The 24152-nt window shown below is 63.9% G+C and carries 21 protein-coding genes; 14 read left to right on the plus strand and 7 right to left on the minus strand.

Annotation, left to right across the window (positions count from 1 at the left end; translation table 11 throughout):
• Positions 1-6: 6 nt before the first annotated feature.
• Both PspR32_RS00985 and PspR32_RS00990 read left to right on the plus strand, forming a co-directional pair.
• Positions 7-1263, plus strand: a complete 1257-nt coding sequence (locus PspR32_RS00985; protein ID WP_010222136.1) for an SDR family oxidoreductase — start codon at positions 7-9, stop codon at positions 1261-1263.
• Positions 1260-1727: a DUF2269 family protein gene (locus PspR32_RS00990; RefSeq protein WP_010222138.1), complete on the plus strand. Its 468-nt coding sequence runs from the start codon at positions 1260-1262 to the stop codon at positions 1725-1727. Before PspR32_RS00985 ends, PspR32_RS00990 begins: the two co-directional genes overlap by 4 nt.
• 34 nt (positions 1728-1761) lie before the next feature.
• Here PspR32_RS00990 and PspR32_RS00995 read toward each other — a convergent pair whose 3' ends face one another.
• Positions 1762-2418 (minus strand): HAD family hydrolase, encoded by a 657-nt coding sequence (locus PspR32_RS00995; protein ID WP_010222139.1) that lies wholly within the window; start codon positions 2416-2418, stop codon positions 1762-1764.
• 140 nt (positions 2419-2558) lie between these two features.
• Between PspR32_RS00995 and PspR32_RS01000 the strand changes: the two genes are divergently transcribed.
• Both PspR32_RS01000 and ptsP read left to right on the plus strand, forming a co-directional pair.
• A complete protein-coding gene (locus PspR32_RS01000; RefSeq protein WP_010222140.1) occupies positions 2559-3038 on the plus strand; it encodes an RNA pyrophosphohydrolase in 480 nt (159 codons plus the stop codon).
• Between the two features lie 22 nt (positions 3039-3060).
• Positions 3061-5340, plus strand: a complete 2280-nt coding sequence (gene ptsP, locus PspR32_RS01005; RefSeq protein WP_010222141.1) for a phosphoenolpyruvate--protein phosphotransferase — start codon at positions 3061-3063, stop codon at positions 5338-5340.
• Between the two features lie 96 nt (positions 5341-5436).
• Here the strand turns inward: ptsP and PspR32_RS01010 are convergent, their stop codons facing one another.
• Entirely contained in the window at positions 5437-6183 is a 747-nt protein-coding gene (locus PspR32_RS01010) for an NRDE family protein (protein WP_010222142.1), read from the minus strand.
• 130 nt (positions 6184-6313) lie between these two features.
• On the opposite strand from PspR32_RS01010, the gene PspR32_RS01015 reads away from it, so the two are divergent.
• The 3 genes from PspR32_RS01015 to PspR32_RS01025 are packed head-to-tail and all read left to right on the plus strand — an operon-like array spanning position 6314 to position 8939.
• Positions 6314-7096, plus strand: coding sequence for a sulfite exporter TauE/SafE family protein (locus PspR32_RS01015; protein WP_010222143.1), 783 nt, complete (start codon positions 6314-6316; stop codon positions 7094-7096).
• A gap of 14 nt (positions 7097-7110) precedes the next feature.
• Positions 7111-7920 carry a prolipoprotein diacylglyceryl transferase gene (gene lgt, locus PspR32_RS01020; RefSeq protein WP_036995377.1) on the plus strand — a complete coding sequence of 270 codons (810 nt, stop codon included), beginning with the start codon at positions 7111-7113 and terminating at the stop codon, positions 7918-7920.
• A 47-nt stretch (positions 7921-7967) separates the two neighbouring features.
• Complete coding sequence (locus PspR32_RS01025) at positions 7968-8939, plus strand: thymidylate synthase (RefSeq protein ID WP_010222146.1); 972 nt, start codon at positions 7968-7970, stop codon at positions 8937-8939.
• Between the two features lie 38 nt (positions 8940-8977).
• Here PspR32_RS01025 and PspR32_RS01030 read toward each other — a convergent pair whose 3' ends face one another.
• Both PspR32_RS01030 and cadR read right to left on the minus strand, forming a co-directional pair.
• Positions 8978-9907, minus strand: coding sequence for an IS110 family transposase (locus PspR32_RS01030; RefSeq protein WP_159387976.1), 930 nt, complete (start codon positions 9905-9907; stop codon positions 8978-8980).
• Positions 9908-10127: 220 nt separating this feature from the next.
• Entirely contained in the window at positions 10128-10571 is a 444-nt protein-coding gene (gene cadR / locus PspR32_RS01035; RefSeq protein ID WP_010222147.1) for a Cd(II)/Pb(II)-responsive transcriptional regulator, read from the minus strand.
• A gap of 82 nt (positions 10572-10653) precedes the next feature.
• Between cadR and PspR32_RS01040 the strand changes: the two genes are divergently transcribed.
• The 6 genes from PspR32_RS01040 (at position 10654) to PspR32_RS01065 (ending at position 19098) form a co-directional block, all read left to right on the plus strand.
• Complete coding sequence (locus PspR32_RS01040) at positions 10654-12918, plus strand: heavy metal translocating P-type ATPase (protein WP_159387977.1); 2265 nt, start codon at positions 10654-10656, stop codon at positions 12916-12918.
• Between the two features lie 7 nt (positions 12919-12925).
• Entirely contained in the window at positions 12926-13795 is an 870-nt protein-coding gene (locus PspR32_RS01045) for a LysR family transcriptional regulator (protein ID WP_159387978.1), read from the plus strand.
• Between the two features lie 206 nt (positions 13796-14001).
• The gene (locus PspR32_RS01050; protein ID WP_159387979.1) at positions 14002-15066 is read left to right on the plus strand and encodes a putative 2-aminoethylphosphonate ABC transporter ATP-binding protein; all 1065 of its coding nucleotides are present in this window, start codon (positions 14002-14004) and stop codon (positions 15064-15066) included.
• A 1-nt stretch (position 15067) separates the two neighbouring features.
• Positions 15068-16792 carry a putative 2-aminoethylphosphonate ABC transporter permease subunit gene (locus tag PspR32_RS01055; RefSeq protein WP_159387980.1) on the plus strand — a complete coding sequence of 575 codons (1725 nt, stop codon included), beginning with the start codon at positions 15068-15070 and terminating at the stop codon, positions 16790-16792.
• Positions 16793-16831: 39 nt separating this feature from the next.
• On the plus strand, positions 16832-17857 hold the full coding sequence (locus tag PspR32_RS01060; protein WP_010222153.1) for a putative 2-aminoethylphosphonate ABC transporter substrate-binding protein: 1026 nt from the start codon (positions 16832-16834) through the stop codon (positions 17855-17857).
• A gap of 113 nt (positions 17858-17970) precedes the next feature.
• Entirely contained in the window at positions 17971-19098 is a 1128-nt protein-coding gene (locus tag PspR32_RS01065; protein WP_100782604.1) for a TIGR03364 family FAD-dependent oxidoreductase, read from the plus strand.
• Positions 19099-19149: 51 nt separating this feature from the next.
• On the opposite strand, the gene PspR32_RS01070 is transcribed toward PspR32_RS01065, so the two are convergent.
• The gene (locus PspR32_RS01070) at positions 19150-20514 is read right to left on the minus strand and encodes a GTPase/DUF3482 domain-containing protein (protein WP_010222156.1); all 1365 of its coding nucleotides are present in this window, start codon (positions 20512-20514) and stop codon (positions 19150-19152) included.
• Complete coding sequence (locus PspR32_RS01075) at positions 20507-21898, minus strand: DUF2868 domain-containing protein (RefSeq protein WP_026001253.1); 1392 nt, start codon at positions 21896-21898, stop codon at positions 20507-20509. Before PspR32_RS01075 ends, PspR32_RS01070 begins: the two co-directional genes overlap by 8 nt.
• 63 nt (positions 21899-21961) lie before the next feature.
• Here PspR32_RS01075 and PspR32_RS01080 point away from each other — a divergent pair, with 63 nt between their 5' ends.
• Positions 21962-22480: a dihydrofolate reductase gene (locus PspR32_RS01080; protein WP_010222158.1), complete on the plus strand. Its 519-nt coding sequence runs from the start codon at positions 21962-21964 to the stop codon at positions 22478-22480.
• A gap of 51 nt (positions 22481-22531) precedes the next feature.
• On the opposite strand, the gene PspR32_RS01085 is transcribed toward PspR32_RS01080, so the two are convergent.
• Positions 22532-23923, minus strand: a complete 1392-nt coding sequence (locus PspR32_RS01085; RefSeq protein ID WP_159387981.1) for an L-cystine transporter — start codon at positions 23921-23923, stop codon at positions 22532-22534.
• Positions 23924-24152: the final 229 nt, after the last annotated feature.

Below are 24152 nucleotides of genomic sequence, written 5' to 3' on the forward strand. Positions count from 1 at the left end.
ATCGTCATGAAGGTGTTACTGGTGGGGGCCACGGGGTTCGTTGGCCGCCATCTTCTGCAGGCCTTGCACATGGCTGGCCATCAGGTTTTCGCGACCAGCCGCCATGCGCAGCCAGCGTCGCTGCCCGGGGTTACCTGGCAAATCCTCGACCTCGACCGGCTGGCGCTGGAGCCAACGGCCTATGCGCTTCCCGCCGGTATCGACCTGCTGATCAATGCCGCCGGTGTGCTCAGCACCCAGGAAGGCCAGCTGTCGCGAACCCAGGACATTGGCACCCGGGCGCTGTTCGACCTGGCGGCGCAGCGTGGCGTGCGGGTTTTGCAGATTTCTGCGCTGGGCGCCGGTGAACAGGCGGATGTGCCCTTTTTGGCCAGCAAGGCGCGTGCAGACGATTACCTGTTGGGGCTGGGCATTCCGGCCGTGGTGCTGCGCCCGTCGCTGCTGCTCGGGGCCGGCGGCACCAGCAGCCAGTGGCTGGCGCGCTTGTCACCCTGGCCAATGATTGCGCTGCTGGGCCTCAAGGCGCAGTTGCAACCCTTGCACATCGACGACCTGAGTGCGGCGGTGCTGGCGCTGATGCGACAGTGGCCGGCGCAGCCCTGCGTCGTGCCGTTGGTCGGCCCGCAGCAAATGACCTTGGCCCAAGTATTGGATAGCCTGCGTGCAGCACAGGGCTGGGCGCCAGCCCGCTACCTTGAAGTGCCGTCAATGCTCGCTCGGCCTGCGGTCTGGCTTGGCGATCGCCTCGGCTGGCGGGCATTGAACAGCCAGAGCCTGCGCATGGCCCGGCGCGACAATTGCGCCGACCCCGATATCCTCGCCGGGCACTGCGGTTATCGCTGCGCGCCGCTGGCCTCGCGGTTGGCAACCTGGCCGAGCGCCGCCCAGAGCAGCCAGCTGGCGTTACGACCGCTAATGCTGGCGGTGTTGGTGCTGATCTGGCTGGGCACTGCCGTGGTCAGCCTTGGCCCTGGCCATGACTGGGGCCTGCGTATTCTTGCCGAAGCCGGTTTGCAAGGCTTTGCGGCAACCCTGGCGGTAATTGCCGGCTCACTGTGCGATTTCGTCCTCGGCATCGGCCTGCTGCTGCGCCGTTGGCGACGCCGGGCGCTGCAGGCGCAACTGCTGTTGATGCTCGGCTACACGCTGATCATCAGCGTGGTGCTGCCGCATTACTGGTTTGACCCCTACGCTGCCGTCGCCAAGAACCTGGTGATGATGGTGGCTACCCTTTGGCTTCTATGGACTGAACCGCGTCGATGAGTGCTTACCTGCTGCTCAAAACCCTGCACATCCTGTCTTCTACCGTTCTGTTCGGCCTCGGTGCCGGTTCGGCCTACTATGCACTGCGCGCCTGGCGTACCGGCAAGGTCGAGGTAATCGCGACGACCTTCAAGCACCTGGTGTTCGCCGACTGGGCATTTACCGCGACCACTGCGGTGTTCCAGCCATTGAGCGGCATCGGCCTGGTGTTGCTGGCCGGGTGGCCGCCGCACCAGAGCTGGCTGATGTGGAGCTTTGGCTTGTACGTGTTTGCCGGCATCTGCTGGCTGCCGGTGGTGTGGCTGCAGATTCGCGTGCACAGGTTGGCCGAGCAGGCCTTGCGCGACGGTGTGGCGATGCCGATGAAGGCGGCCAGCTACATGCGCTGGTGGTTTGGCCTGGGCTGGCCGGCGTTCCTGGCGTTCATGGTGATTTTCTACATGATGGTCGCCAAGCCAAGCTGAGGCCGCTGCCGGGGAGGCAGCGGCCACTCACGCATCAATCGCGCAGGCTGATCACTGGCCAGCCGCGTTTCTGGGCTTCGGCACGCAGGTTCGGGTCGGGGTCGACCGCCACCGGGTTTGTGACCTTTTCCAGCAGTGGCAGGTCGTTCATCGAGTCGCTGTAGAAGTAGCTGTCATCCAGGCTATAGCCGTTCTCCAGCAGCCAGCGGTTCAGGCGCGTCACCTTGCCTTCACGGAAGCACGGTATATCGGTACTGCGGCCGCTGAAACGACCGTCGACCATTTCGCATTCGGTGGCCAGCAGGGTCTGAACGCCCAGGCGTTTGGCGATCGGGCCGGTGATGAAACGGTTGGTGGCGGTGATGATCACCAGCTTGTCGCCGGCATCCCGATGCTTCTTCAGCAGGGCCAGCGCCTTGGGCAGGATGATCGGCTCGACGCAATCGCGCATGAAATCGCGATGCCATTCGTCGAGCTGGGCGATTTCCGTGGTCGCGAGGATTTCCAGGCTGAAGTTCAGGTAGGCACTGAGGTCCAGCTTGCCGGCCAGGTAGTCCTGATAGAAAGCGTCGTTGCGGTTCTGGTACTCGACCGGGTCGAGAATGCCGCGTTCGCATAGGTAATCCCCCCAGGCGTGGTCGCTGTCGCCACCAAGGAGCGTATTGTCCAGATCGAATAAAGCCAGGCGCATTTAAGTCACTCGCATAACATCTGAAAAGTCCCACAGAATACGGACTTTTCACAACGGTGCACATAAGGTAAACAGGCGCGTTGCTGGCTTCGTGACCTTTGTGGAACAATGCCGTGACATGCGTTTGCGAGGTTGCTGCCGTGATCGACCCCGATGGTTTTCGCCCCAATGTCGGGATCATTCTGACGAATGATCTTGGGCAGGTGCTATGGGCTCGACGGATCAACCAGGATGCCTGGCAGTTTCCCCAGGGAGGTATCAACCCCGAGGAAACGCCGGAAGATGCCCTGTACCGCGAGCTGAACGAAGAAGTGGGGCTGGAGCGAGATGATGTTGAAATTCTTGCCTGCACCCGTGGCTGGTTGCGTTATCGTTTACCCCAACGCCTGGTCCGTACCCACAGCCAACCGCTGTGCATCGGCCAGAAACAGAAATGGTTCCTGTTGCGCCTGGTCTCCAACGAGCAGCGGGTGCGGATGGACTTGACCGGTAAACCGGAGTTCGACGGCTGGCGCTGGGTCAGCTATTGGTATCCGCTGGGCCAGGTGGTGACATTCAAGCGCGAGGTTTACCGCCGCGCTCTCAAAGAGCTTGCCCCGCGCCTGCTGGCGCGCGACTGACGACGGAGTTCGACCCCGAGCCATGCTCAATACGCTGCGCAAGATCGTCCAGGAAGTTAACTCCGCCAAGGATCTCAAGACGGCGTTGGGGATCATTGTGTTGCGCGTAAAAGAGGCCATGGGCAGTCAGGTCTGCTCCGTCTACCTGCTCGATCCCGAGACCAACCGCTTCGTGCTGATGGCCACCGAGGGCTTGAACAAGCGCTCGATCGGCAAGGTCAGCATGGCCCCCAACGAAGGCCTGGTCGGCCTGGTCGGTACCCGGGAAGAGCCGCTGAACCTGGAAAACGCCGCCGATCACCCGCGTTATCGCTACTTCGCCGAAACCGGCGAGGAGCGTTTTGCCTCCTTCCTCGGTGCACCGATCATCCACCACCGCCGCGTGGTCGGGGTGTTGGTCATCCAGCAAAAGGAGCGCCGTCAGTTCGATGAAGGCGAAGAAGCCTTCCTGGTGACCATGAGCGCGCAGCTCGCCGGGGTTATCGCCCACGCCGAGGCCACCGGCTCGATCCGCGGCCTGGGCCGTCAGGGCAAGGGTATCCAGGAGGCCAAGTTCGTCGGCGTACCCGGTTCACCCGGCGCTGCGGTGGGCAAGGCGGTGGTCATGCTGCCGCCGGCCGACCTCGACGTGGTGCCGGACAAGACCGTCGATGACATCGACGCCGAGCTGCTTCTGTTCAACAACGCCCTGGAAGGGGTGCGCGAAGACATGCGCAACCTCTCCGCCAAGCTCGCCACCCAATTGCGCCCGGAAGAGCGCGCGCTGTTCGACGTCTACCTGATGATGCTCGAAGACGCGGCCCTGGGCGGTGAAGTGGTGCAGGTGATCAAGACCGGCCAGTGGGCCCAGGGTGCGCTGCGCCAGGTGGTCGGCGAGCACGTCAATCGCTTCGAGCTGATGGACGATGCCTACCTGCGCGAGAGGGCTTCCGACGTGAAGGATCTGGGCCGGCGACTGCTGGCCTACCTGCAGGAGGCCCGTCAGCTGTCGTTGGTCTATCCCGACAACACCATTCTGATCAGTGAAGAACTGACTCCGGCGATGCTCGGCGAGGTGCCGGAAGGCAAGCTGCTCGGCCTGGTCTCGGTACTGGGCTCAGGCAACTCCCACGTCGCTATCCTGGCCCGGGCCATGGGCATCCCGACCGTCATGGGCCTGGTTGACCTGCCGTACTCCAAGGTCGACGGCATCGACATGATCGTCGATGGCTACAAGGGCGAGGTCTACACCAACCCCAGCGAAGTGCTGCGCAAGCAGTACGCCGAAGTGGTCGAAGAAGAGCGCCAGCTGGCCCAGGGCCTCGACGCCCTGCGTGAACTGCCTTGCGTAACCCTCGATGGCCACCGCATGCCGCTGTGGGTCAACACCGGGCTGCTCGCCGATGTCGCCCGCGCCCAGCAACGTGGCGCCGAAGGAGTCGGCCTGTACCGTACCGAAGTACCGTTCATGATCAACCAGCGTTTCCCTAGTGAAAAAGAGCAGCTGGCGATCTACCGCGAGCAACTGGCGGCCTTCCACCCGCTGCCGGTAACCATGCGCAGCCTGGATATCGGCGGTGACAAGGCGCTGTCGTACTTCCCGATCAAGGAAGACAACCCGTTCCTCGGCTGGCGCGGTATTCGCGTCACCCTCGACCACCCGGAAATCTTCCTGGTGCAGACCCGCGCGATGCTCAAGGCCAGCGAAGGCCTGAACAACCTGCGCATCCTGCTGCCGATGATTTCCGGTATCCACGAACTCGAAGAAGCCCTGCACCTGATCCATCGGGCCTGGGGCGAAGTGCGCGACGAAGGCACCGACGTGCCGATGCCGCCGGTGGGAGTGATGGTTGAGATCCCCGCTGCGGTGTACCAGACCCGCGAGCTGGCACGCCAGGTGGATTTCCTGTCGGTCGGCTCCAACGACCTGACCCAGTATTTGCTGGCGGTGGACCGCAACAACCCGCGCGTCGCCGACCTCTATGACTACCTGCACCCGGCGGTGCTCCAGGCCCTGCAGAACGTGGTGCGCGACGCCCACGCCGAAGGCAAGCCGGTGAGCATCTGCGGTGAAATGGCCGGTGACCCGGCGGCAGCGGTACTGTTGATGGCCATGGGTTTCGACAGCCTGTCGATGAACGCCACCAACCTGCCCAAGGTGAAGTGGATGCTGCGTCAGGTCAGCCTGAGCAAATCCAAGGAGCTGCTGGCCCAGGCCATGAGCATCGACAACCCGCAAGTTATCCACAGTTCGCTGCAGTTGGCCCTGAAGAACCTGGGCCTGGCGCGGATGATCGGGCCCGGGGTGGGCAAGGCCTTGTGATTTTAGGGCTGCTTTGCAGCCCATCGCTGGCAAGCCAGCTCCCACAATGGACCTGCATTCACCGACCCTGTGGGAGCTGGCTTGCCAGCGATAGCGTCAGACCTGCAAACACACCTCCCCCAGATGCCCGCCAAGCGGCCCAAAACTGCGCTCCAGCAACCGCCGCCGACCATCCGCCTCGACAATCAGCACCGTACTGGCCCGCGTCCCGTAGTTCTGGCTGGCGATAAACACGCTCGACAGCAACCGCTCGGTCCCCAACCCCACGCCGGTCTCCGGCAGCTCGCTGTCCGCCGCCGGCAAGTTATCCCCAAGCAGCTCCAGCAAGCGCTCGGGCTGCGGATCGGCCAGGTGCTGCTGCAACCCCGCCCGCGCCTTGAGCAGCTTCGGCCAGGGCGTATCCAGCCCGGCATTGGACACGCCGTAAACCCCTTCGCCCAGCACCTGCGGCGTAGGTTGTCGGGCATTCAGGTAACCCAGTTGTGCGTTATCGGCGACCAGCAGGTTGAAGCCCGAATACTGCTGGCTACGGCTGGCGACCTGATCCAGATAAGCCTCGACCCCCAGCTCACCTCGCAGGAACGCCGCCACCAGCTCGCCCCGCGACCGGGCGCCCTGGGGCTGATGCGGGTCGCGGATATTGGTCAGCGCCGCAAAGCGGCCATTGGGCCCGACACCCAGCCAGGTGCCGCCGGCTTCCAGGTCGCGCCCGGCGTAAACCCCGGGCGCATCCTCCCAGGCCCCCAGCACACGGCTGGGGCGGGCGTAGAACTCATCACGGTTGGCCGCGACGATCAGCGGCTGGGCATGCCCCGGCCGCCAGGCAAAAACGATCAGGCACATAGGTGGGCCTCTGTGTTTTTGCCCACTCTACCCATAGCGTCCGACGCGATCCATCGACTTAATGTGTCTTCACTAGAGCCGCAGGCCTACCTTCCGTTACCATGCCGGACTGAATTTACGGGGGGCGGCAATGGAATTCGTGCTCTATCTGGCGCTGGGCGCCTGCGCAGGCGTGCTGGCCGGGCTGTTCGGCGTTGGTGGTGGCATCATCATCGTGCCGGTGCTGGTGCTCAGTTTCACTGTGCAAGGCTTCGACGCTTCGGTGCTGACCCACCTGGCGGTGGGGACTTCGCTGGCGACCATTGTCTTTACCTCGGTCAATGCCATTCGCGAGCACCACCGCAAGGGCGCGGTGCAGTGGCCGATCTTCGTCTGGATGACCCTGGGGATACTGATCGGCGCCGGTATCGGCGCCAAAACCGCCTCGGCGATCCAGGGCCCGATGCTGCAAAAGATCATTGGCGTGTTCGCCCTGGTGATCGCCGTGCAGATGGCCCTGGACCTCAAGCCCAAGGCCAGCCGCGGCATCCCCGGCAAGCCCGGGCTGACGGTTGCGGGTAGCGTGATCGGCTGGGCCTCGGCAATCTTCGGCATTGGCGGCGGCTCGTTGACCGTGCCGTTCCTGACCTGGCGCAGCCTGCCCATGCAGCAGGCGGTGGCGACTTCGTCGGCCTGTGGTTTCCCGATTGCCGTGGCCAGTGCCCTGAGTTTCATCTGGCTGGGCTGGCATGACCCGCACCTGCCGGCGCACAGCCTGGGCTTCGTGTACCTGCCGGCGCTGCTGGGCATTGCCCTGACCAGCATGTTTTTCGCCCGCTTCGGCGCGCGCCTGGCGCATAAACTGTCGCCACGCTTGCTCAAACGGCTGTTTGCCACGCTGCTGTTCTGCGTCGGCTTGAGCTTTTTGCTTTAACGAGAGGAGTCACCATGCTGCCTTACCCGCAGATCGATCCAGTGGCCGTGGCCCTGGGTCCGCTGAAAATCCATTGGTACGGCCTGATGTATCTGGTCGGTATCGGCGGCGCCTGGCTGCTGGCCTCGCGTCGCCTCAACCGCTTTGACCCGACCTGGAGCCGCGAGAAGCTCTCCGACCTGGTGTTCTGGCTGTCGATGGGGGTGATTGTCGGTGGTCGCCTGGGCTACGTACTGTTCTATGACCTGCACGCCTATCTGGCCAACCCGACCTTGATCTTCGAGGTATGGAAGGGCGGCATGTCGTTCCACGGCGGCTTCATCGGCGTCATGCTCGCGGCCTTGTGGTTCGGCAAGCGCAACAACAAGTCGTTCTTCGAGCTGATGGACTTCGTCGCGCCACTGGTGCCGATTGGCCTGGGCGCCGGGCGTATCGGCAACTTCATCAATGCCGAGCTGTGGGGCAAGGCCACCGACGTGCCGTGGGCCATGGTCTTCCCGCCGTTCAGCGACCCGGCCCAGCTGCCACGTCACCCGTCGCAGCTGTACCAGTTCGCCCTGGAAGGTGTGGCATTATTCCTGATTCTCTGGCTGTACTCGCGCAAACCGCGTCCGACCATGGCAGTTTCCGGCATGTTCGCGCTGTTCTACGGAATTTTCCGCTTTATCGTCGAATTCGTGCGGGTACCCGACGCCCAGCTTGGCTACCTTGCCTTTGGCTGGTTGACCATGGGGCAGTTGCTTTGCGTGCCGATGATCCTCGGCGGCATCGGCCTGATCTGGTGGGCCTATAACCGCAAACCCACGGCCAAGGCCGCCGTTTGAATTTCCACGGCAGGGCGATCCCCTGCCGTCCTAGCTACAGGTAAGCCATGAAACAGTATCTAGATCTGGTCCGTGACGTGATCGAAAACGGCACCCTGCAGGGTAACCGTACCGGCATCCGCACCATCAGCCTGCCGGGCGCCATGCTGCGCTTCGACCTGCAGAAGGGCTTTCCGGCCATCACCACCCGCAAGCTGGCGTTCAAGTCGGCGATCGGCGAGATGGTCGGTTTCCTGCGCGGCGTGAAGAACGCTGGCGAGTTTCGCGAGCTGGGCTGCAAGGTCTGGGATCAGAACGCCAACGAAAACGCCCAGTGGCTGGCCAACCCGTTCCGCCAGGGCCATGACGACCTCGGCGAGATCTACGGCGTGCAATGGCGCCAATGGCCGGCTTACAAGCGCATCCCGCTGAGCAACCCGGCCGCCATCGAGCTGGCCCGGAGCCAGGGCTTCCAGCAGATCGCCCAGGCCGAGGAAGACGGTGAAGCCTTCGTCGTGCTGTACAAGGCCATCGACCAGATCCGCCAGTGCATCGACACCATCCACAACGACCCGGGCAGCCGCCGCATCCTGTTCCACGGCTGGAACTGCGCCCAGCTCGACGAGATGGCCCTGCCGCCGTGCCACCTGCTGTACCAGTTCCACCCGAATGTCGAGACCAGGGAAATTTCCCTGACCCTCTACATCCGTTCCAACGACCTGGGCCTGGGCACGCCGTTCAACCTCACCGAAGGCGCTGCCTTGCTGTCGCTGATGGGCCGCCTGACCGGCTACACGCCGCGCTGGTTCACCTATTTCATCGGTGATGCGCACGTCTACGAGAACCACCTGGACATGCTCAACGAGCAGCTCAAGCGCGAGCCGCTGGCAGCGCCGAAGCTGGTGATCAATGATCGCGTGCCGGAATTCGCCAAGACCGGCGTGTACGAGCCGCAGTGGCTGGAGAAGATCGAACCGAGCGACTTCAGCCTCGAAGGCTACGAGCACCACGCGCCAATGACGGCGCCGATGGCGGTCTGATTAACCGTCTGAAATTACTGTGGGAGCAACTGTCTTGATCAGGCTGTTTGCACTCGCCAAGGGGTATTGTCCCGCAGCATTGCATTCAGCCTGACGATCAGCACCCGCATACAGGCTACGAGGGCTACCTTGGCGCACTTCCCACGCTCCCGAAGTGCTTCGTAGCGTGCTTTAAATTCTGTGTTGTGACGGATGATGATCCAGCTCGACATGTACAGCACTCGCCTTACATGGGCCCGACCACCCCATATCTGGCGGTGCCCTCGATGGCTACCGCTATCGTTGTTGTAAGGCGCTACGCCCACCAGCGCGGCGATCTGACGGCGGTCCAACTGTCCCAGTTCAGGCAGTGAGGCGAGCAGATTTGCGGCGGTTACCCGACCGATTCCGGTCACTGCCAATAACTGACGCGCCCTGGTATCGTCCAGTTGCACCATCGCCTGATCAATTTCTTCGTCGAGGCGTTTGATCAGCACTTTCAGCTGCTCTATATGCTCATCGAAGTGGGCCATCACTGTTGCCGAGCGACATTGCTGGCGACGCCGCTTGTCGTCATCACGGCTCTGCACAAATTGGGCGCGCTGCTTCACCAGCTCTCGCAGCTCTTCGCGTTCAGGGCTGACCGGTTGGCCTTGAGGGGCGCTGAGGTGTGCAGCGAAGTCCGCAAGGACTTCGGCGTCGATCTTGTCGGTTTTGGCTTTTTTACCCATGGCATCGGCGAATTTTCGGGCACGGGCTGGGTTGATGCAGATGGTTTCCAGTCCTGCTGAGGCCAGGGCGATCAACACATCTTTCTCGTAGCCGCCTGTCGCTTCGATCAGCACTCGACTGATCTTGAAGTCCTTCAGACGCTCAAGCAACGCCTCGAAGCCTGCGGAGTTGTTGGCCACTTCGAAGCGGATTTTTTGAGGTTTGATGCAGATTTCCAAAGTGGCTTTGGCAGTGTCGATTCCAACAGAAGACAACATGGCTGAACCCTCTTACACTCAGTTGTGAGAGCGCTCTGGCTTGGCCCACGCTTGTGATTCGAGAGGCGCTCAATCAACTGTTCGGGCTCGGGCCAGAGTGGAGAGGTGAATGGCAGCTTTGCTCCCACACGTGCTTTGAGCACTACCGGCGTGCAGCTTGCCATTCACCGCTCTCACTTCTGATTCTATTCCTACCTCAAGACACAAGCGGGCACCTCAATCAGTGCCCGTGGCTCCTGCCCACATGCGAATGCTCCGCCTCTGGCGCCGTTACCGCGCCATTGACCTCCAGATGCTGCAGGATCGAGCACTGGACCTCCTTGGGATGGCAGTGCTGACGCAGTTCCAGCAGTTGGGCCTGCAGGGCCTGCAGGCCGTCGATACGCGCCTTGACGTGCTGGATATGCTCGTCGATCAGGGCGTTGACGCTTTCACACTGGTCTTCCGGGCTGTCGCGCAGGTGCAGCAGGCTGCGGATTTCTTCCAGGGTCATGTCCAGGGTGCGGCAGTTGCGGATGAAGGTCAGGCGCTCGACGTGGGCCTGGGTGTACATCCGGTAGTTGCCCTCGCTGCGCGCCGGCTCCGGCAGCAGGTTTTCCCGCTCGTAGTAACGGATGGTTTCCACCGCGCAATCGGTGGCCTTGGCCAGTTCTCCGATCTTCATCTGCAAATACCTCGACAAGTGGCTTGACCCTATAGTGGCTACAGGGTGTTCACTTGGCAACAGGACATTTAAGGATGAACCCATGAACCAGCCTGTCAGCCACACCCCAGGTAAAGCCGCCCACGATCATGAGCACAGCCATGATCACGCCAAGCATGAGCATGCCGAGCACGCCCACAGCAGCTGCTGTTCCCACGACGCCGCGCCGGCGCTGGTGCAGCTGAGCGAGGCGAGTAGCGCCGGTGCGCGGTTGAGCCGTTTCCGCATCGAGGCCATGGATTGCCCGACCGAGCAGACGCTGATCCAGAACAAGCTGGGCAAGCTGGCGGGGGTCGAGCAGCTGGAATTCAACCTGATCAACCGCATCCTCGGTGTACGCCATACCCATGCCGACACTGTCGTCATCGAGCAGGCCGTAGCCTCGTTGGGCATGCAGGCTGAACCGCTGAGCGATGCCACCGAGGAAGCTGGCGCTACACCTGCGCCCGCGAAAAAGCACTGGTGGCCGCTGGCGTTGGCCGGTGTGGCGGCGCTGGGCGCCGAGGCCATCCATTTCGCCGAGCTGGCGCCTTCCTGGGTGGTGGCCCTGGTCGCCCTGGTGTCGATCCTCAGCTGCGGCCTGGGTACCTACAAAAAGGGCTGGATCGCGCTGAAGAACGGCAACCTCAATATCAACGCGCTGATGAGCATCGCCGTGACCGGTGCGGTGTTGATCGGCCAGTGGCCGGAAGCGGCCATGGTCATGTTCCTCTTCACCGTCGCCGAGCTGATCGAAGCACGCTCGCTGGACCGCGCGCGTAACGCCATCGGCGGCCTGATGCAGTTGAGCCCGGACCTCGCCACCGTGCAGCAAGCCGATGGCCAGTGGCGTGAGCTGGACGTCAAGCAGGTCGCCCTGGGCGCGCTGGTGCGGGTGCGTCCCGGCGAGCGCATCGGCCTGGACGGCGAGGTGGTCAGCGGCCAGTCAAGTATCGACCAGGCGCCGATCACTGGCGAGAGCCTGCCGGTAGAGAAGGGCCCGGGCGACAAGGTGTTCGCCGGTACCATCAACCAGGCCGGTGCGCTGGAGTACCGGGTCACGGCGGCGGCCGGGCAATCGACCCTGGCACGGATCATCAAGGCCGTGGAAGAAGCCCAGGGCGCGCGGGCGCCGACCCAGCGCTTCGTCGACCAGTTCTCGCGCATCTACACCCCGGCCGTGTTCGCCTTTGCCCTGGCGGTAGCGGTGATTCCGCCGCTGTTCATGGCTGGCGCCTGGTTCGACTGGATCTACCGCGCCCTGGTATTGCTGGTGGTGGCGTGCCCGTGTGCGCTGGTGATTTCTACCCCGGTGACCATTGTCAGCGGCCTGGCTGCGGCGGCGCGCAAAGGCATCCTGGTCAAGGGCGGGGTGTACCTGGAAGGCGGGCGCAAGCTCGACTTCCTGGCCCTGGACAAGACCGGCACCATCACCCATGGCAAGCCGGTGCAAACCGACCATGAAGTGCTTGAGCCGTTGTTCGAAGGCCGTGCCCAGGCGCTGGCCGCAAGCCTCGCCGACCGCTCCGACCACCCGGTCTCCCGTGCCATTGCCGTGTTCGCCACAGAGCAGCAACTGCCCCTGAGCGAGGTGACGGCCTTCGAAGCCCTGGCCGGTCGCGGCGTACGCGGCGAGATTGACGGCGAGCTGTATCACCTGGGCAACCATCGCCTGGTCGAAGAACTGGGCCTGTGCTCGGCGCAGCTCGAAGCCCGGCTCGATGCCCTCGAGCGCCAGGGCAAGACCGTCGTGCTGCTGCTCGACAAGTCCGGCCCGCTGGCGCTGTTCGCCGTCGCCGACACGGTCAAGGACAGCAGCCGCGAGGCGATTGCCGAACTGCATGAGCTGGGTATCAAGACTGTCATGCTGACCGGCGACAATCCGCACACGGCCCAGGCCATTGCCGCCCAGGTCGGTATCGACCAGGCCCATGGCAACCTGCTGCCGGCCGACAAGCTCAAGACCATCGAAGACCTGTACGCCCAGGGCCATCGGGTCGGCATGGTCGGCGACGGTATCAATGATGCGCCGGCCCTGGCCCGGGCCGAGATCGGTTTTGCCATGGCTGCGGCCGGTACTGACACTGCCATCGAGACCGCCGACGTGGCGCTGATGGATGATGACTTGCGCAAAATCCCGGCCTTCGTCAGGCTCTCGCGCCAGAGTGCGGCGATCCTGACCCAGAACATCGTCCTGGCCCTGGGGATCAAGGCGATCTTCCTGGCGGTCACCTTCGCCGGCATGGCAACCATGTGGATGGCGGTGTTCGCCGACATGGGCGTGAGTTTGCTGGTGGTCTTCAACGGCCTGCGCCTGCTGCGTAAATAGAGGATGTATGTTGAGTTCCGAGTTGAAGGCCTTCTACATGGTTGCCCGCCTGGGCAGCATTACCCTGGCGGCGAAGAAACTCGGGCTCAGCCAACCGACGGTAACCACGCAGATCCGCAACCTGGAAAGCCAGTACGCGGTGGAGCTGTTCTACCGCGGCGGTCGGCGCCTGACCCTCAGTGACGACGGCACGCGGCTGTTGCCGATGGTCAAGGCGCTGCTGCAGCAGGAAGCCGATATCGAGTTCTTCCTGCGCAACAGCGGCCAGGGCCAGGGCAGTTTGCGCATCGCCGCCACGGCGCCGTATTACATCCTCGACCTGGTGAAGATCTTCCGCGAGCGCCTGCCACAGGTGGAGGTGTCGGTGGAGATCGGCAACTCCCAGCAGGTGCTGGAGTTGCTCGAAGACTATCGGGTCGATCTGGCCGCGTCTTCGCAACTGGTCGAGGATGTGCGCCTGGTACGGCGGGTGCTGGGTACCGATCCGCTGGTGGTGGCGGTGCATCGTAACCATGTGTTGGCCAGCCGTGAGTCGCTGCCGTTGTCGGCACTGGCCGGGCATTGCCTGTTGGTGCGTGAGCAGGGTTCGACCACGCGCAAACTGACCGAACAGATGCTGGAAGCGGCGGGGGTGAAGGTTGGGTCGCTGCTGGAGATCGGCAGCCGCGAGTCGATTCGCGAGGCGGTGCTGCGCAATATCGGCATCAGCATCATTGCCCGCCATGAAGTGCCGCATAACCCCGAGCTGCGGGTGCTGAGCCTGGAGGGTGCGCCGGTGATGCATGAGTATCTGTATTGCCTCAAGGAGCGGCGCCAGGCGCGCTTGCCGGCGGCGTTTCTGGGGTTGGCTCAGGAAGTTGCGGCGGTAGAGATATAGATAATCGCTGGCAAGCCAGCTCCCACAGGGTACTGCATGCACTGGACCTGTGGGAGCTGGCTTGCCAGCGATGCAAGGCGCAGCCTTGCCAACCGAGATCACACCAAAATCTGCCTATACCACTATCGGCAACTTTTGCCTCTGCGCCACAGAACCTTCGCATTGCCTGCCTAGCATGACCCTCATTCGTTCGATGAGGTTCTGCCATGAACACTGCGGTCGCAAACCCAGGCGCACAGATGAAGGTGCGCGGTATCCACAAGCGCTTCGGCGCCTTTACCGCCCTGCATGATGTTTCCCTCGACGTCGCTGCCGGGGAGCTGGTGTGCTTGCTGGGCCCGTCCGGCTGTGGCAAGACCACCCTGCTGCGCTGCATTGCAGGCCTGGAGCGCCAGGACCGCGGCACCCTGTACATCGGTGAGCGCGACATCTCCGAGCTGCCGCCCCAGGCTCGTGACTATGGCATCCTGTTCCAGTCCTACGCGCTGTTCCCCAACCTTACCGTCGAAGCCAACATCGCCTACGGCCTGGCTGGCAGTGGCCGTGACGAAGTGCGCCAGCGGGTGGCGCAGATGCTCGAGCTGGTGGGCCTGAGCGGCAGCGAGAAGAAGTACCCCGGCCAGCTTTCCGGCGGCCAGCAACAGCGGGTGGCCCTGGCCCGCGCCCTGGCCCCGGCACCTTCGTTGCTGCTGCTCGATGAGCCGATGTCGGCCCTCGACGCGCGGGTTCGCGAGCACCTGTGCAGCGAACTGCGCCAGCTGCAGCGCCAGCTCGGCATTACCACCCTGATGGTCACCCACAATCAGGACGAAGCCATGTTGATGGCCGACCGCATTGCGGTGATGAACAACGGCCAGGTCGAACAGTACGCCACCCCGCAGGAAATCTACGACAAGCCGGCCACGCCGTTCGTTGCCGAGTTCGTTGGCCAGGGTAACTGGCTGCCGTTCCAGCGTCACAGCGACAGCCATGCCCAGGTCGGTGCGCTGAACATGCGCCTGGTCGACGGTGCCGGCCAGGCCCGTAGCGGTCGCCTGTTCTGCCGCCCGGAAGCGATCAGCGTCAACCCGCCGGTGCACGAGGAGAACCTGTTTCCGGCACGGGTGCGCGAGATCACTTTCCTGGGTAATCGCTGTCGCATGAGTTTCGAATTCAACGAGCTGCCAGGCCATGCCCTGCTTGCTGAAGTCGCCCCCGAGTCGATGCCGCGCCTGGGCTCCCAGGACATCTGGGTCGCCTTGCCGCCGCGCAGCCTGCAGGTGTTTGCCTGAGATGGCTGCGCCAATCGCCATGCCGATCGCACACGCGAAGGCAGCACAGCGCACCGGTGTATCGCTGGGGGATCGACTGTTCGTGGTCGGCGGCAAGTGGTTGCTGCTGCTTCTGCTCACCGTCGCGGTCCTGATGCCACTGCTGGCGATCTTCTGGCGCGGTTTCAGCAGTGATACCGGCCAGGGCGGTGGCCTGGTTGCCGCCCGCGAATTGTTTGCCAGTGCCAACTTCCACTGGTTGCTGGGCAACAGCCTGAAAGTCTCGCTCAGCGTTGCAGCCATTGTGGTGCCGCTGGCCTACCTGTTCGCCTACGCCCTGCAGCGCACGCTGATCCCGGCCAAAGGCCTGTGGCGCGGCATCTCATTGCTACCGTTGCTGGCGCCATCGATGCTGCCGGCCATTGCCCTGGTCTACCTGTTCGGCAATCAGGGCCTGCTGCGCGGGCTGCTCAGCGACAATATCTACGGCTTCTGGGGCATTGTCCTCGGTGAGGCCATCTACACCTTCCCGCATGCGCTGATGATCCTGCTTTCAGCCCTGTCGCTGGCCGATGCGCATTTGTTCGACGCCGCCTCGAGCATGGGGGCCGGGCCTTGGCGCGCCTTTCACAGCATCACCTGGCCGGCGACCCGGCAGGCGGTGTTCGCCGCCTTCTGCCTGGTGTTCACCCTGACCATCACCGATTTCGGTGTGCCAGTGGTGGTCGGTGGCGATTATCAGGTGCTGGCGCTGGAGGCCTACAAGGCCGTGGTCGGCCAGCAACAGTTCGGCCGCGGTGCCTTGATCGGTATGGTCCTGTTGGTGCCGGCGCTGCTCAGCTTTGCCGTCGATGCCTGGTTGCGCCGCCGCCAGGGCGACTCGATGAGCGGCCGTGCCCAGGTGTTCCAGCCACAGCCTTCGCGGCGCCGCGATGCCTGCTTCCTGGCCGTGGTCATACTGATTTGCGCGGTGCTGTTGCTGGTGGTGGGCATGGCGGTGTACTCATCGCTGGTCAAGTTCTGGCCTTACAACCTGTCGCTGTCGCTCAAGCACTACCAGTTCGACGAAACCGCCGGTGGCGGCTGGCTGGCCTACCGCAACAGTCTGACCATGGCCCTGGGCACGGCGCTGATCGGCAGCGCGGTGATTTTCACCGGCGCCTACCTGATGGAAAAAACCAAGGGCCAGCGCGGCCTGAACCTGTTGCTGCGCCTGCTCAGCTTCGTGCCGATGGCGGTGCCGGGGTTGGTTCTGGGGCTTGGCTACGTGTTCTTCTTCAACCTCGCCAGCAACCCGCTGCATGTGTTCTACGGCAGCATGGCGCTGCTGGTGGTGTGCACCATCGCCCACTACCTGACCACCGCGCAGATGACCGCGACCACCGCCCTGCGCCAGCTCGATGGCGAGTTCGAGGCCGCTGCGCTGTCGCTCAAGGCGCCGCTGTACCGGCATTTTCTGCGGGTCACCGTGCCGATCTGCCTGCCGGCATTGCTCGACATCATCCGCTACCTGTTCGTCTCGGCAATGACCACGGTGTCGGCGGCGATCTTCCTCTACAGCCCCGACACCATCCTCGCCGCGGTCGCCGTACTGAACATGGATGACGCCGGCAACGTCGGCGGTGCCGCGGCGATGTCGACCCTGATCCTGCTTACCAGCGCCACCGTTTCGCTGCTCCTGGCCTGGGCCTCGCGCGGCCTGTTGCAACGCTCCCAAGCCTGGCGCCAGCGCGCGCCGGGTCACTGATTGCCTCTCCCAACCTGTACCGTTCAAAGGAACCGCATCATGTTCAAGCCACTTGCTCTTGCCGCTGCCGTCCTCACTGCGTTCAGTGTGCAGGCCTACGCCGCCGACACCCAGCTGACGGTCTACACCGCACTCGAAGCCGAACAGCTCAAGAGCTACAAGCAAGCCTTCGAGAAGGCCAACCCGGACATCGAAATCAAATGGGTGCGGGATTCCACCGGCATCATCACCGCCAAACTGCTGGCCGAAAAAGACCGCCCGCAAGCCGATGCCGTGTGGGGCCTGGCAGCGTCGAGCCTGGCCATCCTCGACCAGCAGGGGATGCTGCAAAGCTATGCACCGAAAGACCTCGGCAAGATCGGCGCCAACTACCGCGATGCCGCCAACCCGCCAGCCTGGGTGGGCATGGACGTCTGGGCCGCGACCATCTGCTTCAACACCGTCGAGGCCGAGAAACAGGGCCTGAGCAAGCCGGTGAGCTGGCAGGATCTGACCAAGCCCGAGTACAAGGGCAAGATCGTCATGCCCAACCCGGCGTCTTCCGGCACCGGCTTCCTCGATGTCAGCGCCTGGTTGCAGACCTTCGGCGAGAAACAGGGCTGGGCGTACATGGACGGCCTGCACCAGAACATCGGCCAGTACGTTCACTCCGGCTCCAAGCCTTGCAAGCTGGCGGCGGCGGGTGAATTCCCGATTGGTATCTCCTTCGAATACCCGGCCGTGCAGCTCAAGCGCCAGGGCGCGCCGCTGGACATCGTCCTGCCCAAGGAAGGCCTGGGCTGGGAGATCGAAGCCACTGCGGTGATCAAGGGCAGCCAGCATGAAGACGCGGCCAAGCGTTTGGCCGACTTCTCGGCAAGCCCGGCGGCCATGGAGCTGTACAAGGAAAACTTCGCCGTCCTGGCCCAGCCCGGTATCGCCAAGCCGCAGACCGAACTGCCGGCCGACTACGAGCAGCGCCTGATCAAGAACGACTTCGCCTGGGCTTCGAAGAACCGCGACAGCATCCTCGCCGAGTGGCGCAAGCGCTATGACGGCAAGTCGGAGAAGGTGGCGCAGCAGTAACACTGCGTTGACTTCATCGCTGGCAAGCCAGCTCCCACAGGATCGGTGTATGCAGTACCTGTGGGAGCTGGCTTGCCAGCGATGGGGGCGACGAATTCTTCAAGGAACCTCAAATGACCGATCTACTCATCGTCGGCGCCGGCATCCTCGGCCTGTCCCATGCCTACGCCGCCGCCCGGCGTGGGCTCAAGGTGCGGGTCTTCGAGCGCAGCGCCACGCCCCTGGGCGCTTCGGTGCGCAACTTCGGCCAGGCCCTGGTCACCGGCCAGCCGCCCGGCCAGATGCTCGAGCTGGCCAAGGCCAGCAGCGGCATCTGGAAGCACTGGGCGCAGCAGGCCGGCTTCGAGCTCAAGGCCAATGGCTCGCTGCTGTTTGCCCGTACCGCGCTGGAACTGGAACTGCTCGAAGCCTTCTGCGCCGAGCGTGCGCCACAACATGACTACCAGGTGCAACTGCTCAGCGGCGCCGACCTGAACGACCTGTATGGCGGCCAGTTCCGCCACCACCGCGCCGCCTTGCGCGGGCTGCAAGACCAGCAGTTGTATTCACGCGAAGCCTTGCCGAGCCTGATCCGCTTCCTGCAGCAGGTGCTGGATGTACAGTTTCATTTCTCTACCCTGGTGCGCGGTATCGAACCGGGGCGGGTGTCGACCACGGCGGGGGATTTCAACGCCAAACAGGTGGTGGTCTGCTCCGGTCACGACTACCAGACCCTGCTCGCCGAACCCATCGCTGCCCTGCAGCCGCAGATTTGTCGTCTACAGATGCTGCGTGCCCGGCCGCGCTTCAAGCTCGACCTGCAGCACGCATTGCTGACCGGCCTGAGCTGCGTACACTACGGCGCCTTCGCCGACCTGGCGCAAGCCCAGGCGCTTAAAGCGCAACTGCAGGCCAACAGCCCGCACCTGCTGGAGCACGGCATCCACCTGCTGATCAGCCCTACACCCCATGGCGAGCTGATCATTGGCGACTCCCATGCCTATGGCAGCGATGCTTCACCGTTCAACGCCGAGCAGGTCGACAACTGGATGCTCGAGCTGGCCGAGCACACCCTGGGCGGGCGCATCGAAGTGGTCGAACGCTGGCAGGGCGTCTATGGTTCTGGCGGGCCGGGGCCGTTTTCCTTGCTGCAGGTCGCGCCGGGTATCAGCGCCGCGCTGATGCACAGCGGCGTCGGCATGAGCGTCGGCCCGGCCCTGGCCGAGCAACATATCGCCCGTTTGCTAGAGGAGAGCGACTGACCATGCGTATGAGCCTGTAAACCATGTCCCGGCTTGCCCCGCGATAGCGTCCTAAAGCTCTAGCACCAAAGCATCAATCTGCTCCTGACGCTCCGCCTGATTGACCCTCGCCCCCGGATTGAGCGACGACCACTGCGGATGCGCCCGTGCCTTGTTCAGCGCTTCCGGCAATTTGCCTTCACGCCAGGTCTGCTCCTGCGGTGTTGCCAGCTTGATTCGCTCCATCGCCGCATGACCACGGGCATCCAACGCATGCATCAGCTGATGCTGACGCAGTGCCAACAGGCGCAACACGCTGTCATCCACCGTCAGTTCACGCTGGCCCTTGAGCTTGCCGAGCAGGCGCGAGCCATAGCTGCGGGCGGTCTGCAGGGCGCCGCCGGCAATCGCCCCGGCCAGCGCTGCAACCCCGAGGGTCAGGCCGCCGACCAGCAAATCGACTCCCGCCCCGGCCGCCGCACCGGCCGCCACGCCGCTGCCCAGGCGTACTCCGAGCAGCTTGAGGGTTTCCGGGTTGAACAGGTCATCGCCCCAGCGCCCGTCGAGCAAGGGCAGGTCGCTGCTGGCGGCATCTTCCTTGCGAAAGGCATAGAGCTTGAGCAGTGCTTCGACGCAGCGTTGCTCGCGCTGGCGCACATCGCGGCGCAGGGCTTCGATGGCCACGGCCTCGGCGCCGGGTTCGGCAACTACGCTGCGCCGGCAGGCAGCGCAGTCGAGCAGCAGATCGGCGACCAGGCGCTTGGCGCTTTCACGCCGGGCCTGGCGCTGGGCCTGTTGATCGTCGATCAGGCGTTGCAGTGCGCTGCGGGAGTGCTCCAGCATCAAGGCCAGGCTTTCGTACAGGCGGCGCTCGCCGTCTTCCGGCGGGGCGACGCTGTCGAAGCGCACCAGCGCATGCAGACCCAGACGCGCCAGGGCTTCGCGCCAGTCGGCTTCACGATGGTCGCTGCTGGCGACGAAATTGAGCACCGGCAACAGCGGCTTGCCGCATCCGGCGAGCACTTCCAGCTCGTCGCGGTACTTGGCCAGCACCGGCTCGCGGGCATCAATCACATACAGACCGGCATCGCTGGCCAGCAACTGGCGCAGCACCTTGGCCTCTTGTTCAAAACGCTGGCGTGCTTCGCTGCCCTGCAGAAAGCGCTCCAGCCGCGCCGGACCATCAAGGCGTTCGCCCGGGCGTTCCAGGCGTTCGAGGTAATCGAGCAGGGCGATGGCATCTTCCAGCCCCGGCGTGTCGTAGAGCTCCAGCAGTGGCTCGCCGTCAACCGACAGGCGTGCGCCCTCGACATGGCGGGTGGTGCTCGGTCGGTGGGACACTTCGCCGAAGCCGACATCGCGGGTCAGGGTGCGCAACAGTGAGGTCTTGCCGACATTGGTGTGGCCGACCACGGCCAGTTTCAGTGGCTTAGTCATGGCCATGCTCCAGCCAGTTCAGCGGGGCAGTGTCGGCGTAATTCAAGCCGAGTTGTTCCAGGGCCTGATGCCAGTCGCCGAGACGGTCAGCATCCAGCGCCTGGCCGGGCATCGCCTGCAGCAGCCAGATGCGCGTGGCGCCGGCATTACGCGCAAGCTCGGCAAGCAGTGCCAGGCTACCGCGGTCGGGCGAGCGGCGCGGGTCGCAGGCAATCGCCAGGCGCGCCGGAGGAAAGCGGCTGAGCTGTTCGAGCAGCTTGTTGCGGGACTCGCGGCTGTCGAGGATGCCGGCGTTGCTTACCGCTGCTGGCAGGGCGGGTGGCCATGGGCGTTTGTCGTCCAGTTCGAGACCGACCAGCAGGGCGCCATTGCTGTGTTCTTCGCCGACGCCCCGGACAATCTGCGGCAGGGCATCAGGCGCGGCATCGTTGACGCCCAGGCGTTCGCTGCTGGGCATCAGCGCATCGCGCAACTGGCTGTAGCCGGGCAGATTGAGGTCCAGGTGCAAGCGCGCCCGGCCACTGCGCCAGTGCCATAGGCACCAGGCGGCAAGCAGCAGGCGCGGGACGATGCCATACACCAGCAGCACCCCCAGCAACCAGCCGGCCCAGGCCTGGCGGGCCAGTTCCAGTGCCGGTTGGCTGTCGCCGCTGGCGCGGATCATGGCCACGTCCGGTACGCTGAAGCCAAGCAACGCCGGCAGGGCACCCAGGGCCTGGGTCAGGGCAACGAAGGTGTCGGCGCCAAGAATGGTGGTTTCCCAGACGAAGCCATAACGCCGGGTCGCCAGCAGAATCAGCAACATCAGCAGCGCCGTGCCCAGGGCTACCAGCCACAGGCTGTGCACCAGCAGGCCGAGCAGCCAGCGGTTGAGCCTTTGCCGTTGCAGCATCACTAGCAGGGCGGGTGCCAGGTGCGCGGCCTGGGCATCACGGGCGAATTTTTCGCTGAGCCACAGCCACAGGCGGCCAAGGCTGGCGCCCTGTTCAGCGGCGAAGAAAAAGCCCAGCAACCAGCCGAGCAACAGCAACAGGTTAAGCCCGAGCAGGCTGCCCAGGGCCCAGAACACGTTCACCGGGCGCAGGCTGTCGCCGAGGGCGGCCAAGGCCAGGCCGGCGCCGCTGAGCACGGCAAGCACCATCAGGGCCGCCAGCGCCAGGCGTGCGCCTTGTTTCCAGTGTTGCAGGGCGCTGCGCATGCCGTCGCGTTCGGCCAGCCACAGGGCGCGGTTTTCGATGCGCGCCGGCAGGTCGCCGCCCGATTGGCGGGCGCGGCGGTTGGCTTCCTGGTCTTCCAAGGGGCCTGCATGTTCTTCGCGCAGGCGCACGGCTTCGGTGAGCCAGCGTTTGTCCAGGTCAGTCAGTGCAGTCACGCGGTCTTCCATTGATCAAGTCAGCCCAAAGCATAACCCAGGCATCGAAGATCGGGCTTTGCTATCCTCGCCGGCATGAAAACATCACTCCCCCTCAGCCTGATCGCGGCCCTCGCCGAGAACCGCGTGATCGGCATCGACAACAGCATGCCCTGGCACCTGCCGGGGGATTTCAAGTATTTCAAGGCCACCACCCTGGGCAAGCCGATCATCATGGGTCGCAAAACCTGGGATTCGCTGGGCCGACCGCTGCCGGGGCGCTTGAACCTGGTGGTCAGCCGCCAGCCGGGCTTGCAGCTCGAAGGTGCCGAGGTGTTCGCCTCGCTCGATGAAGCGATGGTGCGTGCCGAGCAATGGGCACTGGCGCAGGGCGTCGATGAGCTGATGCTGATCGGCGGCGCGCAGCTGTATACCCAGGCGATCGAGCGCGGCCTGGCGGATCGGCTGTACCTGACGCGGGTGGAATTGAACCCGGAAGGGGATGCGTGGTTTCCGCCGTTTGATCAGGCGCAGTGGAAGCTGGCGTCGAGTCAGGCGAATGCGGCTGAAGGTGACAAGCCTGCTTATCACTTCGAGGTCTGGGAAAAGGCCTGAAAAGCATCGCCGGCAACGCCGGCGATGAGGCCCTTCAGGGCGACGCAGGACTCAGGAGTGCGTCAGCTGCGCATGCTCCTGCGCCTCCAGCACTGACTTGTCAGTCTGCTTGAGCATCTGGCTGGTGATCGCCCCTGCAGTCATCGAACCGTTCACGTTCAGCGCCGTGCGGCCCATGTCGATCAACGGCTCGACCGAGATCAGCAAGGCCACCAGCTCGACCGGCAAGCCCATGGCTGGTAGTACGATCAGTGCCGCGAAGGTCGCACCACCACCCACGCCCGCGACACCCGCCGAACTCAGGGTGACGATCGCCACCAGGGTGGCAATCCACAGCGGGTCAAATGGATCGATGCCCACCGCTGGCGCCACCATCACCGCCAACATCGCCGGGTACAGGCCGGCGCAGCCGTTCTGGCCAATGGTCGCCCCGAATGATGCGGCAAAGCTTGCGATCGACTGCGGAATGCCCAGGCGCAGGGTTTGCGCCTCGATGCTCAGCGGGATGCTGGCGGCGCTGGAGCGGCTGGTGAAGGCGAAGGTCAGCACCGGCCAGACCTTGCGGAAGAAGCGCAGCGGGTTCACACCGCTCATAGCCAGCAGCAGGCCGTGCACCACGAACATCAGGCCCAGGCCGATGTACGACACCACCACGAAGCTGCCGAGCTTGAGGATGTCGTCCAGGTTCGAGCTGGCCACCACCTTGGTCATCAACGCCAGCACGCCGTACGGGGTGAGCTTCATCACCAGGCGCACCAGGCGCATCACCCAGGCTTGCAGGGTGTCGATGGCAGCCAGGGCGCGGTTGCCCTTCTCGGCATCATCCTTGAGCAACTGCATGGCGGCCATGCCGAGGAACACGGCAAAGATCACCACGCTGATGATCGAGGTCGGCTTGGCCCGGGCCAGGTCGCCCACCGGGTTGCTGGGGATGAACGACAGCAGCAGCTGTGGGATGTTCAGGTCGGTGACCTTGCCCACGTAGTCGCTCTGGATCGCCGCCATGCGCGCAGTTTCGGCGGTGCCGGCCACCAGGCCTTCGGCGGTCAGGCCGAACAGGTTGGTCAGCACGATGCCGATCAATGCGGCGATGGCCGTGGTGAACAGCAGGGTGCCGATGGTCAGGAAGCTGATCTTGCCCAGCGACGAAGCGTTGTGCAGGCGCGCCACGGCGCTGAGGATCGAGGCGAAGATCAGCGGCATGACGATCATCTGCAGCAACTGCACGTAACCGTTGCCCACCAGGTCGAGCCAGCTGATGGTGGCCTTGAGGATCGGGTTGCCGGCGCCATAGATGGCATGCAGGGCGGCGCCGAACAGCACGCCGAGGACCAGGCCGACCAGGACCTTCTTGGCCAGGCTCCAGTTGCCATGACGGGTTTGCGCCAGGCCCAGCAACAACGCCAGGAACGCCAGCAGATTGAGAGACAACGGCAGATTCATTGAAGCTCCAGGAAAAAAGGCGGGGCATCGCCTCTGTGTGCGATTGCGAACAGAAATGCTAACAGCATGAAAACGAACGAATTTATATCGAAATGGAATTTCTATAGTCGTTTTTGGAATAACGGTGGGTCGCAAACAGAATGCACGTGGCCGCTCAGGGGCGTGTCGGTGTCGCTGTCGGGTCGGTGTGCATTTCAGGCTTTGCTAGCGTGAGCGGGCCACTTTTCTG

Origin of the sequence: Pseudomonas sp. R32 (assembly GCF_009866705.1) — a bacterium.
Taxonomy (GTDB): Bacteria; Pseudomonadota; Gammaproteobacteria; order Pseudomonadales; family Pseudomonadaceae; genus Aquipseudomonas; species Aquipseudomonas donghuensis.

Excerpts from the sequence above, each read along its gene's own strand:
- PspR32_RS00985 (WP_010222136.1), top strand. The coding sequence starts at position 7 with ATGAAGGTGTTACTGGTGGGGGCCACGGGGTTCGTTGGCCGCCATCTT.
- PspR32_RS00990 (WP_010222138.1), top strand. The coding sequence starts at position 1,260 with ATGAGTGCTTACCTGCTGCTCAAAACCCTGCACATCCTGTCTTCTACC.
- PspR32_RS00995 (WP_010222139.1), bottom strand. The coding sequence starts at position 2,418 with ATGCGCCTGGCTTTATTCGATCTGGACAATACGCTCCTTGGTGGCGAC.
- ptsP (WP_010222141.1), top strand. The coding sequence starts at position 3,061 with ATGCTCAATACGCTGCGCAAGATCGTCCAGGAAGTTAACTCCGCCAAG.
- PspR32_RS01010 (WP_010222142.1), bottom strand. The coding sequence starts at position 6,183 with ATGTGCCTGATCGTTTTTGCCTGGCGGCCGGGGCATGCCCAGCCGCTG.
- PspR32_RS01015 (WP_010222143.1), top strand. The coding sequence starts at position 6,314 with ATGGAATTCGTGCTCTATCTGGCGCTGGGCGCCTGCGCAGGCGTGCTG.
- lgt (WP_036995377.1), top strand. The coding sequence starts at position 7,111 with ATGCTGCCTTACCCGCAGATCGATCCAGTGGCCGTGGCCCTGGGTCCG.
- PspR32_RS01025 (WP_010222146.1), top strand. The coding sequence starts at position 7,968 with ATGAAACAGTATCTAGATCTGGTCCGTGACGTGATCGAAAACGGCACC.
- PspR32_RS01030 (WP_159387976.1), bottom strand. The coding sequence starts at position 9,907 with ATGTTGTCTTCTGTTGGAATCGACACTGCCAAAGCCACTTTGGAAATC.
- cadR (WP_010222147.1), bottom strand. The coding sequence starts at position 10,571 with ATGAAGATCGGAGAACTGGCCAAGGCCACCGATTGCGCGGTGGAAACC.
- PspR32_RS01040 (WP_159387977.1), top strand. The coding sequence starts at position 10,654 with ATGAACCAGCCTGTCAGCCACACCCCAGGTAAAGCCGCCCACGATCAT.
- PspR32_RS01045 (WP_159387978.1), top strand. The coding sequence starts at position 12,926 with ATGTTGAGTTCCGAGTTGAAGGCCTTCTACATGGTTGCCCGCCTGGGC.
- PspR32_RS01050 (WP_159387979.1), top strand. The coding sequence starts at position 14,002 with ATGAACACTGCGGTCGCAAACCCAGGCGCACAGATGAAGGTGCGCGGT.
- PspR32_RS01055 (WP_159387980.1), top strand. The coding sequence starts at position 15,068 with ATGGCTGCGCCAATCGCCATGCCGATCGCACACGCGAAGGCAGCACAG.
- PspR32_RS01060 (WP_010222153.1), top strand. The coding sequence starts at position 16,832 with ATGTTCAAGCCACTTGCTCTTGCCGCTGCCGTCCTCACTGCGTTCAGT.
- PspR32_RS01065 (WP_100782604.1), top strand. The coding sequence starts at position 17,971 with ATGACCGATCTACTCATCGTCGGCGCCGGCATCCTCGGCCTGTCCCAT.
- PspR32_RS01070 (WP_010222156.1), bottom strand. The coding sequence starts at position 20,514 with ATGACTAAGCCACTGAAACTGGCCGTGGTCGGCCACACCAATGTCGGC.
- PspR32_RS01075 (WP_026001253.1), bottom strand. The coding sequence starts at position 21,898 with ATGGAAGACCGCGTGACTGCACTGACTGACCTGGACAAACGCTGGCTC.
- PspR32_RS01080 (WP_010222158.1), top strand. The coding sequence starts at position 21,962 with ATGAAAACATCACTCCCCCTCAGCCTGATCGCGGCCCTCGCCGAGAAC.
- PspR32_RS01085 (WP_159387981.1), bottom strand. The coding sequence starts at position 23,923 with ATGAATCTGCCGTTGTCTCTCAATCTGCTGGCGTTCCTGGCGTTGTTG.